Source organism: Tianweitania aestuarii (assembly GCF_018457165.1).
GTDB classification, from domain to species: Bacteria; Pseudomonadota; Alphaproteobacteria; order Rhizobiales; family Rhizobiaceae; genus Tianweitania; species Tianweitania aestuarii.
This window is the reverse complement of sequence record NZ_JAFMNX010000002.1, coordinates 19,514-33,782: the sequence shown is the minus strand read 5'-3', so window position 1 is coordinate 33,782 and position 14,269 is coordinate 19,514. Positions and strand designations below refer to the sequence as shown.

At 61.9% G+C, this 14,269-nt stretch carries 16 protein-coding genes; 5 read left to right on the top strand and 11 right to left on the bottom strand.

Annotated elements, in window-relative coordinates; all coding sequences use genetic code 11:
• Nucleotides 1-11: 11 nt before the first annotated feature.
• The gene (ttcA, locus tag JYU29_RS08350; protein WP_213984362.1) at nt 12-893 is read left to right on the top strand and encodes a tRNA 2-thiocytidine(32) synthetase TtcA; all 882 of its coding nucleotides are present in this window, start codon (nt 12-14) and stop codon (nt 891-893) included.
• Nucleotides 894-902: 9 nt separating this feature from the next.
• Here the strand turns inward: ttcA and JYU29_RS08345 are convergent, their stop codons facing one another.
• The 8 genes from JYU29_RS08345 to purC form a co-directional block, all read right to left on the bottom strand.
• A complete protein-coding gene (locus tag JYU29_RS08345) occupies nt 903-2,177 on the bottom strand; it encodes a multidrug effflux MFS transporter (protein WP_250157313.1) in 1,275 nt (424 codons plus the stop codon).
• Nucleotides 2,178-2,434: 257 nt separating this feature from the next.
• Nucleotides 2,435-2,767: a Grx4 family monothiol glutaredoxin gene (gene grxD, locus JYU29_RS08340; RefSeq protein WP_213984361.1), complete on the bottom strand. Its 333-nt coding sequence runs from the start codon at nt 2,765-2,767 to the stop codon at nt 2,435-2,437.
• Nucleotides 2,768-2,881: 114 nt separating this feature from the next.
• Nucleotides 2,882-3,115 carry a BolA family protein gene (locus JYU29_RS08335; protein ID WP_213984360.1) on the bottom strand — a complete coding sequence of 78 codons (234 nt, stop codon included), beginning with the start codon at nt 3,113-3,115 and terminating at the stop codon, nt 2,882-2,884.
• Between the two features lie 12 nt (nt 3,116-3,127).
• Entirely contained in the window at nt 3,128-5,350 is a 2,223-nt protein-coding gene (gene purL / locus JYU29_RS08330) for a phosphoribosylformylglycinamidine synthase subunit PurL (RefSeq protein ID WP_213984359.1), read from the bottom strand.
• Nucleotides 5,351-5,501: 151 nt separating this feature from the next.
• A complete protein-coding gene (locus tag JYU29_RS08325; protein WP_213984358.1) occupies nt 5,502-5,930 on the bottom strand; it encodes a hypothetical protein in 429 nt (142 codons plus the stop codon).
• An 87-nt stretch (nt 5,931-6,017) separates the two neighbouring features.
• Complete coding sequence (purQ, locus tag JYU29_RS08320) at nt 6,018-6,689, bottom strand: phosphoribosylformylglycinamidine synthase subunit PurQ (RefSeq protein ID WP_213984357.1); 672 nt, start codon at nt 6,687-6,689, stop codon at nt 6,018-6,020.
• A 42-nt stretch (nt 6,690-6,731) separates the two neighbouring features.
• Nucleotides 6,732-6,974: a phosphoribosylformylglycinamidine synthase subunit PurS gene (gene purS / locus JYU29_RS08315; RefSeq protein ID WP_213984356.1), complete on the bottom strand. Its 243-nt coding sequence runs from the start codon at nt 6,972-6,974 to the stop codon at nt 6,732-6,734.
• Nucleotides 6,975-6,990: 16 nt separating this feature from the next.
• Nucleotides 6,991-7,788, bottom strand: a complete 798-nt coding sequence (purC, locus tag JYU29_RS08310) for a phosphoribosylaminoimidazolesuccinocarboxamide synthase (protein WP_213984355.1) — start codon at nt 7,786-7,788, stop codon at nt 6,991-6,993.
• A gap of 230 nt (nt 7,789-8,018) precedes the next feature.
• On the opposite strand from purC, the gene JYU29_RS08305 reads away from it, so the two are divergent.
• Both JYU29_RS08305 and JYU29_RS08300 read left to right on the top strand, forming a co-directional pair.
• Complete coding sequence (locus JYU29_RS08305; RefSeq protein WP_213984354.1) at nt 8,019-8,336, top strand: DUF1476 domain-containing protein; 318 nt, start codon at nt 8,019-8,021, stop codon at nt 8,334-8,336.
• A 15-nt stretch (nt 8,337-8,351) separates the two neighbouring features.
• Nucleotides 8,352-9,125 (top strand): HpcH/HpaI aldolase family protein, encoded by a 774-nt coding sequence (locus tag JYU29_RS08300; RefSeq protein WP_213984353.1) that lies wholly within the window; start codon nt 8,352-8,354, stop codon nt 9,123-9,125.
• A 33-nt stretch (nt 9,126-9,158) separates the two neighbouring features.
• Here JYU29_RS08300 and JYU29_RS08295 read toward each other — a convergent pair whose 3' ends face one another.
• The 3 genes from JYU29_RS08295 to erpA form a co-directional block, all read right to left on the bottom strand.
• Nucleotides 9,159-9,710: an RBBP9/YdeN family alpha/beta hydrolase gene (locus tag JYU29_RS08295; RefSeq protein ID WP_213984352.1), complete on the bottom strand. Its 552-nt coding sequence runs from the start codon at nt 9,708-9,710 to the stop codon at nt 9,159-9,161.
• 198 nt (nt 9,711-9,908) lie between these two features.
• Nucleotides 9,909-10,712 carry an exodeoxyribonuclease III gene (gene xth, locus JYU29_RS08290; protein ID WP_213984351.1) on the bottom strand — a complete coding sequence of 268 codons (804 nt, stop codon included), beginning with the start codon at nt 10,710-10,712 and terminating at the stop codon, nt 9,909-9,911.
• Nucleotides 10,713-10,718: 6 nt separating this feature from the next.
• Nucleotides 10,719-11,069, bottom strand: a complete 351-nt coding sequence (erpA, locus tag JYU29_RS08285) for an iron-sulfur cluster insertion protein ErpA (RefSeq protein WP_213984350.1) — start codon at nt 11,067-11,069, stop codon at nt 10,719-10,721.
• A 97-nt stretch (nt 11,070-11,166) separates the two neighbouring features.
• On the opposite strand from erpA, the gene JYU29_RS08280 reads away from it, so the two are divergent.
• Both JYU29_RS08280 and argS read left to right on the top strand, forming a co-directional pair.
• Nucleotides 11,167-12,381, top strand: a complete 1,215-nt coding sequence (locus JYU29_RS08280; RefSeq protein ID WP_431192842.1) for a deoxyguanosinetriphosphate triphosphohydrolase — start codon at nt 11,167-11,169, stop codon at nt 12,379-12,381.
• Nucleotides 12,382-12,444: 63 nt separating this feature from the next.
• Entirely contained in the window at nt 12,445-14,202 is a 1,758-nt protein-coding gene (gene argS / locus JYU29_RS08275) for an arginine--tRNA ligase (RefSeq protein ID WP_213984996.1), read from the top strand.
• Nucleotides 14,203-14,269 lie beyond the last annotated feature (67 nt).

The following is a 14,269-nucleotide window of genomic DNA, read 5'->3' as shown; positions in this document are numbered from 1 at the left end:
AGGACGCCGCCATGAACATTCACGCAGCCTTCCAAGCCACCATGCCGCTCGACACCGCGGACGAGCCGGGCGATGCCTGTCATCCGATGTTCCGGGAAGTGCCCGGCACGGTTGGCTTCAACAAGCTGCGCAAGCGCTTGCTGCGCAATGTTCGCCAGGCGATCGAAGACTTCGCCATGGTCACGCCCGGCCAGCGCTGGCTGGTGGCGCTGTCGGGGGGCAAGGATTCCTATGGGCTGATGGCGCTGCTGCTCGACCTGAAGTGGCGCGGGCTTTTGCCGGTTGAGCTCGTTGCCTGCAATCTCGATCAGGGCCAGCCGAACTTTCCCAAGCACATCCTGCCGGAGTACCTGACCAAGCACGGCATCGCGCACCGCATCGAGTATCAGGACACTTATTCGGTGGTGACGGAAAAGCTGCCGGAAACGAGCACTTACTGCTCGCTCTGCTCACGCCTGCGCCGCGGCCACCTTTATCGTGTGGCGCGGGAAGAGGGGTGTCAGGCGCTGGTGCTCGGACATCACCGCGAGGACATCCTCGAAACGTTCTTCCTCAACCTGTTCCACGGCGGACGGCTGGCTGCGATGCCGCCGAAGCTGTTGAACGACGAGGGCGACATGCTTGTGCTGCGGCCGCTGTCCTACTGCGCGGAAAGCGACATGACGAAGCTGGCGGAAGCGATGGCGTTTCCGATCATCCCCTGCGACCTTTGCGGCAGTCAGGACGGGCTGCAGCGCAATTCGATGAAGGCGATGCTCAGCGACATGGAAGCCAAGATGCCGGGCCGCAAGGATACGATGATCCGCGCCATGGGCAACGTCCGGCCGAGCCACATGCTCGACCGCAACCTGTTCGACTTCGCCGGCCTGATGCCGCAGCAGCAGGCCGACTAGTCCGAGGTTTCAGTGCCCGCCGGCGGCGGGATCGATCGGGGTGGAGCTGGCCTGGAACAGCTTGCCCTTTTCGGCGATCAGCACCAGAATTAGCGAGATAAACGCCAGGATCATGAAGCCGGCGATCAACGGCTGCACCGTGCCGTTGAAGGACTGGCCGATGAACGCGCCGATCAGCGCGCCGCCCAGCGTCGTCACAAAGCCCTGAATGGAAGACGCCATGCCGGCCACGTGGCCGAGCGGTTCCATTGCGAGCGCGCCGAAGTTCGAGCCGAGCAGGCCGAACTGGAACATGCAGGCGGCAAAGAACAGCACGAACAGCCACAGCGGCATCGGTCCCAACAGCGATACCGCGAACCACACCACGGCGACGCTCAGGAAGCCGCACAGTGCCGTATGCGACAGACGGCGCATGCCGAAGCGACCCACCAGACGTGAGTTCGTGAAGGAGGCGACCGACATCATGGCCGCCACCGCCGCAAACAGGATCGGGAACCAGGCGCCGAGATCGTAGATGCCGACATAGATCTGCTGCGCGGAGTTGATGAAGCCGAACAGCGCGCCGAACACGAAGGTCGAAGCCAGCATGTACCAAAGGGCGGTGCGGTTGGTGACCACCATGCGGAAACCCTGAGCCAGGACCGACAGGCGGAGCTGACGGGTGTCTTCGGGATGCAGGGTTTCGGGCAGGCGGAAGAAGATCCAGACCAGGAACACGAAGCCCAGCGCTGCCATGAAGCCGAAGATCAGGTGCCATTCGGCAAACAGCATGATGGCCTGGCCGATCGAGGGTGCGACAACCGGGATCACCATGAAGATCATGAAGATCAGCGACAGGACTTCCGCCATGGCGCGCCCGCCGAACACGTCACGCACGACGGACACGGCAATCACGCGGGTGGATGCAGCACCAACGCCCTGAACGGCGCGCAGCAAGAGCAGCGTTTCGAAGTTGGGTGCGAAGGCTGCACCGACGGCGGCCAGCACATAGGTGGTCACGCCGATCAGAAGCGGAATGCGGCGGCCGAAGCGGTCGGACAGTGGGCCGAACAGCAGCTGAGCAAAGCCCATGCCGAGGAGGTAGGCCGTGATGACAAACTGCCGGTGGTTCTCGCTGGCAACGCCGAGGCTGGAGCCGATCTGCTGCAGGCCGGGCAGCATGATGTCGATGGCGAGCGCGTTCAAAGACATGATGGCGGCGCAAAGCGCGATAAATTCCGCACGTCTGATGCGGCGTTTTCCGTCCTGCGCCACATAGCCCGATGGGGCGAGCTGTTGATCCATTACCAATCCATTCAACAAAAAAAGCCACAGACCCGGCGGCCGAAAATTGACCGCGGTTCCATGGAGGAAATCCGCAAACAACGAGCCGCGGAAATGCACGGCTCGGAAAACGACTAGACTGTGAGCGTGACAGAAATGCAGTCACGCAGGTGCAGGGGAGCTGAATGCGCTTCGCCTGATTCATGCAGCGCGCGCAGCGTGGTTTCTACGCTGCGCGGGCCGTCATCTTGATGATGCCGCGAGGGCGGGGTCTGGTGTTACGCTGCGCGGGCAGCGATGCCCTTCTCGCCGAAGAAGGTCTGCAACTCACCGGCCTGGAACATCTCGCGGATGATGTCGCAACCGCCCACGAACTCGCCCTTGACGTAGAGCTGCGGGATGGTCGGCCACTGCGAGTAGTCCTTGATGCCCTGGCGCAGTTCGTCCGAGGTCAGAATGTTGACGCCCTTGTAGTCGACGCCGAGGTAATCGAGGATCTGGACGACCTGGCCGGAGAAGCCGCACTGCGGGAAACCCGGCGTGCCCTTCATGAACAACACGACGTCGTTGCTCTTGACTTCGTTCTCGATGAATTGGCTGATGGCGGTCATCTGGCTGATCCTCTGGCTGCCGGGTTCAAGGCCCGGTGACAAATGCAATGGTGTCTATCTATTGCAGCTGGCCGGATTCCGCAATCGCCGGAAGCGGCGCAGCGCGCATGGACGCTATTCCGGAACGCTGGTTTGCAGGGCAAGCGCGTGCAGAACGCCGCCCATATTGCCCTGCAGAGCCTTGTAGACCATCTGGTGCTGCTGAACGCGGCTCTTGCCCCGGAAGCTCTCCGAAACAACCTCAGCCGCGTAATGATCGCCATCGCCCGCCAGATCGCGGATCGTGACGGTGGCATCCGGAATGCCCTGACGGATCAGGGCTTCGATGTCGCGTGCGTCCATTGCCATCAGTTTAAACCCTCAGCCTTCCATGAATGCGGGGAACCAGGATTCATGCGCGTTCACCAGATCGGCAACGGGAACGGCGCGTGCCTGGCCAAGCTTGAGATCGGTGCCGCCCGTGGTGCCGATCCAGGGTGCGAAGATGCCGGCAGCTTCGGCTTCGCGTAGAAGCGCTTCGAACTCGCTGCCCTGAGCGTCGAGATCCAGCGCCACGAGGTAGCGGTTCTGATCCTCGCCGAAGAACACGGGGATCGGATCGATGTCGGCCAGACCCGGCACGGTTGCGCCGATGCCCGATGCCATTGCCATTTCGGCCAGACCAACGGCCAGACCGCCATCCGACAGATCATGCACGGATTTGGCGACGCCGCGCTCGATCAAACCGCGTACGAAAATGCCGACCTTGAGCTCGGCTTCGAGGTCCACCGGCGGCGGCGGGCCATCGTTGCGGCCATGGATGTCGCGGAGATAAACCGACTGCCCGAGATGCGTGCCCCATTGTTGCGGCGCGCCGACGAGCAGGATCGGCTGGTTTTCGCCAGAAAAGGCGATGCGGGCCATGCGGTCCCAATCCTTCAACAGACCAACGCCGCCGATGGTTGGGGTCGGCAGGATCGCCTGGCCGTTGGTCTCGTTGTAAAGCGAGACATTGCCCGAGACGATCGGGAAATCGAGCGCGCGGCAGGCTTCGCCGATGCCTTTGATGGCCGACACCAGCTGGCCCATGATCTCGGGCTTTTCGGGATTGCCGAAGTTCAGGTTGTCGGTGGAAGCGAGCGGCAAAGCGCCGGTCGCGGTTATGTTGCGCCAGCATTCGGCGACGGCCTGCTTGCCGCCTTCGAACGGATCGGCTTCGCAATAGCGCGGCGTGACGTCGGACGAGAAGGCGAGCGCCTTGGAGGCGTGACCTTCCACGCGCACGACGCCGGCATCGCCGCCGGGGCGCTGCAGGGAGTTGCCCTGGATCAGCGTGTCATATTGCTCGTAAACCCAGCGGCGCGACGACATGTCGGGCGAATTGAGGAGCTTCAGGAGGGCGTCGGCAATGTCGGCCTGCGGAATGTCGTTCGCGGCAAGCGGTGCCGGCTTCTTCGGCTCGACATGCGGGCGGTCATATTCAGGTGCCTGATCGCCAAGATCCTTGATCGGCAGGTTGGCGACTTCGACGCCCTGATGCAGAACGCGGAAGCGCAGGTCGTCCGTGGTCTTGCCGACGATGGCGAAGTCCAGACCCCACTTCACGAAGATGGCTTCGGCTTCAGCTTCCTTTTCGGGCTTCAGCACCATGAGCATGCGCTCCTGGCTTTCCGACAGCATCATCTCATAGGCCGACATGGCGTCTTCGCGCACCGGCACCTTGTCGAGATCGAGCTCGATGCCGAGGTCGCCCTTGGCGCCCATCTCGACGGCCGAGCAGGTGAGGCCGGCCGCACCCATGTCCTGGATCGCGATCACGGCACCCGATGCCATCAGTTCAAGGCAGGCTTCGAGCAGGCACTTTTCGGTAAAGGGATCGCCGACCTGAACGGTGGGGCGCTTTTCTTCGATCTTCTCGTCGAACTCGGCCGACGCCATCGTTGCGCCGCCTACGCCATCGCGGCCGGTTTTGGCGCCGAGATACACGACTGGAAGGCCGACGCCCTTGGCTTCGGACAGGAAGATGCCGTCCGACTTGGCGAGGCCAGCGGCAAACGCGTTGACCAGGCAGTTGCCGTTGTAGCGGGCATCGAAGTTCACTTCACCGCCGACCGTCGGCACGCCGAAGGCATTGCCATAGCCGCCAACGCCGGCAACGACGCCGGATACGAGATGCTTGGTTTTTGGGTGATCGGGCGCACCGAAGCGCAGCGCGTTCATGGCCGCGATCGGCCGCGCGCCCATGGTGAAGACGTCGCGCAGGATGCCGCCGACGCCGGTCGCCGCGCCCTGATAAGGCTCGATGTAAGAGGGGTGGTTGTGGCTCTCCATCTTGAAGACCACGACATCGCCATCGCCGATATCCACCACGCCGGCGTTCTCACCCGGACCCTGGATGACCTGCGGACCGGTGGTCGGCAGCGTGCGCAGCCACTTCTTGGAGGACTTGTAGGAGCAGTGCTCGTTCCACATGGCCGAGAAGATGCCGAGCTCGGTGAAGCTCGGTTCGCGCCCGATCAGATCGAGAATGCGCTGGTACTCGTCCGGCTTCAAACCATGCGAGGCAACGAGATCGGAAGTGATGGCCAAATCATTGGAGATCATGGGGAAGCGGGGCCTTGTGCGACGGCAAGGAAAGGGATGAATGCGTCCATAGCCCAGACTGCGCCGGGATTGAACAGCCGAGGCTAGAAAAAGCCGGCCTGTTACCGGCATTTCCCGGGGATCGGCGCGCAAACACCGGTTCGGACGAACCTCAGGCCGATGATGCGCAGGACTGATCGCCGCTGCTCCAGCGGGTGATGTCGCCGGAGATGCGGTTGCCGAGTGGCTGATCGAGCAGCGGGCCGAACGTGTCGAGCTTGCCGGCAGCACCTTCCGCCTGAACCACGAGCAGCGGACGACCGCCGTAATCGTTGTGCGGCACAAGGAGGAAGCGCGGACGGCCGGAGAAATTGTTCAGCTCGTTGGCGAAGCTGTAGCTGCGGAAGGCGGGGTCCTTGGAGGCGAACCAGCATCGATGCGCGGCTTTTGCGACCTGTTCCATGTTGCGAAGCGCGGCACTCTTGGTGCTGGCGGCCGCCGACGGCTGGCGCTTGGGCTGCGGTGCCTTGGACTGGCAGCCGGTAAAGCCGATCGCGAGAGCAAGGCCGAGAAAAGGCAGAAGGCGGAACGGTCGCGTCATAGGGATCCCTTGGGGGAAAGTGCATCGTGGGAAGAAAGGTCGGATTGTCTATCCCACGATGAATGAACGACTCGTTCCGGACGGTGCTTACGCGGCCTTTGCCAGCACGCTTTCGAAGATGCCGCGACCATCATCGCCGCCATGCGCGGATTCGATGAGGTTTTCGGGATGCGGCATGAGGCCGAGCACGTTGCCGGATGCGTTCATGATGCCGGCGATGTCGTTGATCGAGCCGTTGGGATTGGTGTTTTCCGCATAACGGAACACGACGCGCCCTTCGCCTTCCAGCCGCTCCAGCTCTTCCGGCTCGGCGAAATAGTTGCCGTCGTGATGTGCGACCGGGCAGCGGATGATCTGGTTGGGCTGATATTGGCGCGTGAAGGCGGTGTTGGCGTTGGTGACCTGCAGCTTCACTTCGCGGCAAACGAATTTGAGCGAGGTGTTGCGCATGAGGGCGCCGGGCAACATGCCGGCTTCAACCAGGATCTGGAAGCCGTTGCAAACGCCCAGAACGGTAACGCCGCGCTTGGCGGCATCGGCCACGGCGCGCATCACCGGCATGCGGGCGGCGATCGCACCGCAACGCAGATAATCACCGAAGGAAAAGCCGCCGGGGATGACGATGAGGTCGAGACCCTCGGGCAGGGTGGTTTCGGTCTGCCAAAGGGTTGCCGGCGCCTGGCCGGAGACTTTCGTCAGTGCCGCGATCATGTCGCGGTCGCGGTTGAGACCTGGAACGAGAACGACTGCTGATTTCATGGTTCTTGCAACCTGCGTAGTGCGAAGGCCGATCGGGCGGCCTCAGTCCATGCTGATGGAATAGTTCTCGATAACGGTGTTTGCCAGCAGACGCTCGCACATCTGCTTGATGTCGGCTTCCGCCTTGGCCTTGTCCGTGCCGTTGATTTCGACATCGAACACCTTGCCCTGACGGACGCCGGAAACGCCTTCGAAGCCGAGGGTGCCGAGTGCACCCTCGATGGCCTTGCCCTGGGGGTCGAGGACGCCGTTTTTCAGCGTGACTGTCACGCGTGCCTTGATCACAATTCCTGCTCCGAAATCAGTGCGGCTTGCCGCGGCTGGTGTCCTTGCCGGCGACCAGCACGGGGCCGGACGGGCGAGGAGGCTCGTTTTCGTTCATGATGCCGAGACGGCGCGCGACTTCCTGATAGGCTTCAACCAGACCGCCGAGATCGCGGCGGAAACGGTCCTTGTCCATCTTGTCGTTGGTGTTGACGTCCCACAAACGGCATGAATCGGGCGAGATTTCGTCGGCCACCACGATGCGCATCATGTCGCCTTCGAACAGGCGGCCGCATTCCATCTTGAAATCCACGAGTTGGATGCCGACGCCGAGGAAAAGGCCGGTCAGGAAGTCGTTGACGCGGATGGCGAGCGCCATGATGTCGTCGATCTCCTGCGGAGCCGCCCAGCCAAAGGCCGTGACGTGCTCTTCCGAGACCATCGGATCGTCCAGCGCATCGTTCTTGTAGTAGAACTCGATGATCGAGCGCGGCAGAACGGTGCCTTCCTCGATGCCGAGGCGCTTGGCCAACGAGCCGGCCGCGATGTTGCGTACGACGATCTCGAGCGGGATGATCTCGACTTCCTTGATCAGCTGCTCGCGCATGTTGAGCCGGCGGATAAAGTGAGTCGGAATGCCGATGCGGTTCAGATGCGTGAAGATGTGCTCGGAAATGCGGTTGTTGAGCACGCCCTTGCCGTCGATCACTTCATGCTTCTTGGCATTGAACGCGGTCGCGTCGTCCTTGAAGAACTGGACCAGCGTGCCCGGCTCAGGTCCTTCATACAGGATCTTGGCCTTGCCTTCATAAATGCGGCGGCGTCGGTTGTTCATTGCAGCTTTCTCGAAATCTGGAGGACCGATCGCGAAGGAGCTCGGTCCTGGGCTGTCGGGCGTTTGCCGGAATGTCAACCCGGGTCCTATCGCAAAGCATGCACAGGCTCAATCGCCAAATGTTGTTTGGCCGGCATTCTACCCACCCTTTCAACGGTGCCGGCGGGTTGATCCGACTTCAAAGAAGCCCATATCCGAACGATCAACAGACCAACGATCGGAACTATGACATGGCCTCTTTCGATGATCGTCAGGACGGGTTCGAGCGCAAGTTCGCTCACGACGAGGAAATGCGGTTCAAGGCCATGGCGCGCCGCAACAAGCTGCTCGGTGTGTGGGCTGCCGGCGAGCTCGGCAAGAGCGGTGACGAAGCCGAAGCCTATGCGCGCTCGGTTGTGGCTGCCGACTTCGAGGAAGCGGGCGACGAGGACGTGTTTCGCAAGATCCGCGCCGACTTCGATTCCGGCAACGTGGCGCAGACCGATCAGCAGATCCGCATGAAGATGTATGAGCTGCTGCAAACAGCCGCCAACCAACTCGGCGCCTGAGTGGAGGGCGATCGCATGACCCTTCGCGAACGCCTTCAATCCGAAACACTGATTTCCACCTGGTCCGGCATTCCCGATGCCCTGACGGTGGAACTGCTGGCGTCCCAACCAGGCGACGCCGTTACGCTCGACATGCAGCATGGCGGCCATGATGAAGCGAGCGTGCTGCGCTCGCTTCCGATGATCCTCCATCAGAACAAGCATGCGCTGGTTCGCATCCCCGTCGGCCGTTTCGACATGGCGAGCCGTGCACTCGATTTCGGGGCCGAGGCGGTGATCGCACCGATGATCAATTCGGTTGCGGACGCGCAGAGTTTTGCTGCGGCGATGAAATATCCGCCGCTCGGCGAACGCTCCTGGGGGCCGAACTTTGCCGCAGGGCGCAGCGGCAAGCCGGGCGACATGCAGGCCTGGCTTCGAACAGCCAACACCGACACGCTGGCGATCGCGATGATCGAAACGCGCCGCGCACTCGATGCGCTCGACGGAATTCTGGCCGTGGACGGGATCGATGCCGTTCTGGTCGGGCCGTCCGACTTTTCCATCGCCTGGACGAATGGCGCGACAGTCGATCCGTCGCTCGAAAACATGATGGAGGCGATTGCCGATATTGCGCGGCGCGCAACCGATTCCGGCAAGCTGGCGTCGATCTTCGTGGTCGATCCCGGCCTGTGCGGCCGTTACGAGGCCATGGGCTATCGCCTGATGGCTTGCGGCACGGAAGGGTCGCTGATGCGCGCCGGTGCAACAGCGACGATGAACGCGATCAAGGCCTCGTTGAAAGGCTGATCGCGCCGGGTTGTTTGCTTCAGGTGAGGCGCTTCAAGTGAGGCGCGTCAGGAAGTTGGCGAAGGTCATGGAGCCTTCGGGCCACGGACCATGTCCAGATTCTGCGTTGAGGTGACCGGCGCCGCCTGCATCGATGAACATCGAGCCCCATGCGCCCGCAATATCTTCCGCCGCTTCGAAGCTCGAAAAGGGATCGTTGCGGCTGGCGACCGTGATCGACGGGAAGGGCAGCGGATCGCGCGGATAGGGGCCGAAGGTCATCAGATGCTTCGGGCGGATCTGCGGGTTCGTGACATCGGGTGGCGCGACGAAAAAGGCGCCGGCAACGCGGTTCCTGAACTGCGGAATGGCATGAACGACGCTTGGAATGCCGAGGGAATGCGCAACGAACACGACCGGGCGTTCAGCCTCGTTCACGGCCTTGGCGACATTGGCAACCCAGTCTTCGCGCACGGGCTTCGACCATTCGGCCTGTTCAACACGGCGTGCGGTGGAAAGGCGCGTTTCCCAGCGGGTCTGCCAGTGGTCAGGCCCTGAATTGGTGTAGCCGGGTACGATGAGGATATCGACGTCTTTGACTTTCATGGGCCTGATGTAGCCACGGCGCCTTGCGCTCACAAGACCGTGTGGCGGGATGCACATGCGCAGACAAAGAAAAAAAGAGCGAGCCGGGCAGGGGAACGCGGCTCGCTCTCGACTGGAAGTTAGATCGTTGATCTGTCGGGGTAATAACGAGCCAAACCGAAAAGAGTTCCCGCCTGTGTGTTTTTTACCGCAGACGGTTCAAACAGTGACCGGCAACAGGTCCAGATGCGCGACCACGGGCACGTGGTCCGACGGCTTTTCCCAGCCGCGGACATGCTTCTCGATATCCGCCGATTTCAGGCGATCGGAGGCTTCGGGCGACATCATCAGGAAGTCGATGCGGATGCCGTTATTCTTCTGCCAGGCGCCGGCCTGATAATCCCAGAAGGAGTAAGCGCCGGCCGCGTCGTCCACTTCGCGATAGGCATCGATGAAGCCCATATTGGAAAGGCGGCGGAACGAGGCGCGGCTTTCCGGCTGAAACAAGGCGTCATCCAGCCAGTTGTCGGGATAACGAACGTCCGACGGCATCGGGATGACATTGTAATCGCCGCCGAGAACCAGCGGCTCTTCAAGCTCCAGACGCTCCTTTGCCCACTTTTCGAGACGATCCATCCAGCGCAGCTTGTAGGGAAACTTCTCCGTGCCGACCGGATTGCCGTTCGGCAGGTAAAGCGACACGACCCGCAGGGCGCCGCACGAGGTCGAGAACACGCCTTCGATGAAACGGGCCTGTTCGTCTTCGTCGTCGCCCGGCAAACGGCGGTTCACTTCATCGAAGCGCAGCTTGGACAGGATGGCGACGCCGTTGAAGCCCTTCTGGCCGTGGGTTTCGACATGATAGCCGAGCGCCTCGATCTCGAGGCGCGGGAAGCCTTCATCGACGCTCTTGATTTCCTGCAGGCACACGATGTCCGGCTGGCTTTCGCGCAGCCAGTGCAGCAGGTTTTCGATGCGCGCCTTGACGCCGTTGATGTTCCAGGTCGCGATCTTGAGAGACACGGGCGGTCAGATCGAAAAGCTGGTGCCGCAGCCGCAGGATGCGACGGCGTTGGGATTGCGGATCTGGAAGGACTGACCCATCAGATCGTCCACGAAATCGATGACCGAGCCGCCCATATAGATCAACGACATCTCATCGATCAAAACGGTGGCGCCGTCCTTTTCGATTGCGGTGTCATCGGCGTTGCGGCCTTCAACCAGGTCGAACTTGTAGGAAAAGCCGGAACAGCCGCCACCTTCCACGGATACGCGCAGGGCTTCCTTGTCCGTCTCCTTGGCGATGATCTTGTTGATGCGGCGTGCCGCAGCTTCGGTCAGATCGACGCCCTTCATCAGGGTTTTGGCATCCGTACCCATAGTGTCACCTTGCGCTGGCATTCGCCTAGTAGGTATGAGCCGCGCAAGGTCTCGTCAACGGGTGTGCGGCGAGGCGAGCAGGGACGAAGGGAAGCGCGTGGCACTGAATGCGTCCGATATCGGCTTCGGTTATCGCCCGCGGGCCCCTTACGCGACCGATCCGGCAAAAACGCGTGGCCGCTTCGTGGACGAGCCGGAAAGCCTGACACGCACGCCGTTCCAGCGCGACCGCGACCGAATCATCCATTCCACCGCGTTTCGCCGCTTGAAGCACAAGACGCAGGTTTTCGTTGCGCATGAAGGCGACCATTACCGGACGCGGCTGACGCATACGATCGAGGTGGCGCAGATCGCGCGCGCCTTGGCGCGGGCCTTGCAGCTGGACGAAGACCTGGCGGAAGCGGTGGCGCTGGTGCACGACTTTGGCCACACGCCGTTCGGCCACACCGGCGAAGATGCGCTGAACCTGAAGATGCAGCCGTTCGGCGGGTTCGAGCATAATGCGCAGTCCTTGCGGATCGTGACCAAGCTGGAACGTCGTTATGCCGAATTCGACGGTTTGAACCTCAGCTGGGAAACGCTTGAAGGGCTGGTGAAGCATAATGGGCCGCTGGTTCACGCCGATGGTTCGCCAATGGGGAAACCGGTGCCGCAGGCGATCAGCGTTTATTCGCAGCTGCATGATCTCGAACTCGACCGCTTCGCCGGGCCGGAAGCGCAGGCGGCGGCGATTGCCGACGACATCGCCTATAACACGCATGATATCGACGACGGTCTGCGCTCGGGGCTTCTGACGCTCGACATGCTGGAAGACGTGCCGCTGACGGCCAATATCCTGCGTGCGGTGCGGATGAAATATCCCAAGCTCGATCCGGTTCGGATCGCCCATGAGCTGATGCGGCGGCAGATCACGTTGATGGTGGAAGATGTGATTGCGACCGCGAAGGGGAAGCTGGCTTTGCTGCAACCCGAAAGCGTCGACGACATTCACGCGGCGAGCCAAGCGGTCGTGACCTTCTCGGAAGAGATCGCGGCGGGAGAGCGGGAGTTGAAGCGCTTTCTTTACGCCAATCTTTATCGTCACCCCTCCGTGATGGAGGTGCGCGCCAATGCCGATCGCATCGTTTTCGACCTGTTCGACATCTATATGGCCGACCCCCGCGCGATGCCGGAAGGCTGGCGCGAAGGGCTCGATCGGGCTGGCAATGCCGTGAAGGCGCGGCATGTCGCGGACTTCCTGGCCGGCATGACCGACACTTATGCGGTCAAGGAACATCGGCGGTTGTTTGACCGAACGCCTGTTCTGAGCTAGGTCGCGGCCAACAATTTCGCGGGCCAAGCATCCGCGTTCTTTTTTCTCGTCTCCGAGTTGATGATGAATATTTTCGCCGAATTCAGCGCGCGCGTGATCAAGATCGTGCAGGCTCTCGACCTCAAGACCACCGATGGCGAGCCGGTTGATACCGCCCGTGTCGCGGTGGAACTGCCGCGCGATGTGAGCCACGGCGATCTCGCCACCAATGCCGCCATGGTGTTGTCCAAGGCCGTGGGCGAAAACCCGCGCGTGCTGGGCGAGCGCTTTGCTGCCGAGCTCGCCAGGGATCCCGACGTGTCGGAAGCCTCCGTTGCCGGTCCAGGCTTCGTGAACATCCGGCTGGGCGACGGGTTCTGGCAGGCGCGGCTGGCGGATATGCTGGCGGCGGGCAAGGATTACGGCCGCTCGACGATCGGCGCGGGCCGCAAGATCAATGTGGAATATGTGTCGGCCAACCCGACCGGCCCGATGCATGTCGGCCATTGCCGTGGTGCGGTCGTGGGTGACGCCTTGTCGAACCTGCTGGGCTTTGCCGGCAGCGAGGTGACGAAGGAATATTACATCAACGATGCCGGCGCGCAGATCGGCGTGCTCGCGCAGTCGGCATTTCTGCGTTACCGCGAAGCGCTGGGCGAAACGATCAGCGAGATCCCGGCCGGCCTATATCCCGGCGATTATCTCGTGCCCGTGGGCAAGATGCTGGCGGAGACCTATGGCCGCACGCTCTTGGATATGCCGGAAGAGGAAGCGCTGGCTGTTATCGCCGACAAGACGATCGACGCGATGATGGACATGATCCGCGAAGATCTCGCCGCGCTCAACGTGCATCACGACGTGTTCTTTTCCGAGCGCACGCTGCATGCCGATCATGCCAAGCCGATCCGCTCGGCGATCAGCGATCTGACGCTGAAGGGCCATGTTTACAAGGGCAAGCTGCCGCCGCCCAAGGGCCAGAAGCCGGAAGACTGGGAAGATCGCGAGCAGACGCTGTTCCGTTCCACGGAAGTGGGCGACGACATCGATCGTCCGCTGGTGAAATCCGACGGCGCCTACACCTATTTCGCGGCGGATGTGGCTTATCTCAAGGACAAGTATGTCCGCGGCTTCGACCAGCTTGTTTACATCCTGGGTGCGGATCACGGCGGCTATGTGAAGCGGCTGGAAGCGCTGGCGCGTGCGGTGACCGACGGCAAGGTGGAGCTGACCGTTCTCCTTTGCCAGCTGGTGCGTCTCTTACGCGCCGGCGAGCCGGTGAAGATGTCGAAGCGTTCGGGCGAGTTCATCACGCTGCGCGACGTGGTGGATGAAGTCGGTCGCGACGCGATTCGCTTCATGATGCTGTACCGCAAAAACGGCGAGCCGCTCGATTTCGACTTCGCCAAGGTCACCGAGCAGTCCAAGGACAATCCGGTGTTCTATGTGCAGTATGCTTCGGCGCGCTGTTATTCCGTGTTCCGGCAGGCCAAGGAGCAGTTGGGGCTGGAGCGGCCGGATTGTGCTGCCTTGTCCAAGGACACGGCTTTGCTGACCGATGCCGGCGAGATCACCCTGATTCGCAAGCTGGCCGAATATCCGCGCATGATCGAAAGCGCTGCGATCGCGCTGGAGCCGCATCGCGTGGCTTTCTACCTTTATGATCTGGCAAGCAGCTTCCACGCGCACTGGAATCGCGGCACCGACAATCCGGATTTACGATTTGTAAGGGTTAACGAACCTACATTGACCGTCGCCAGGCTGGGACTGGTGCAGGCGGTGTCGGACGTGCTGACATCGGGACTGGCGATCGTCGGGGCTGATGCCCCTGAGGAGCTTCGCTAATCCAGCTGCCACCATTTTCCCACAAAAGCTTGGTACGGGCCGAGCCCGTCGTGCGACGTCGCCGGCG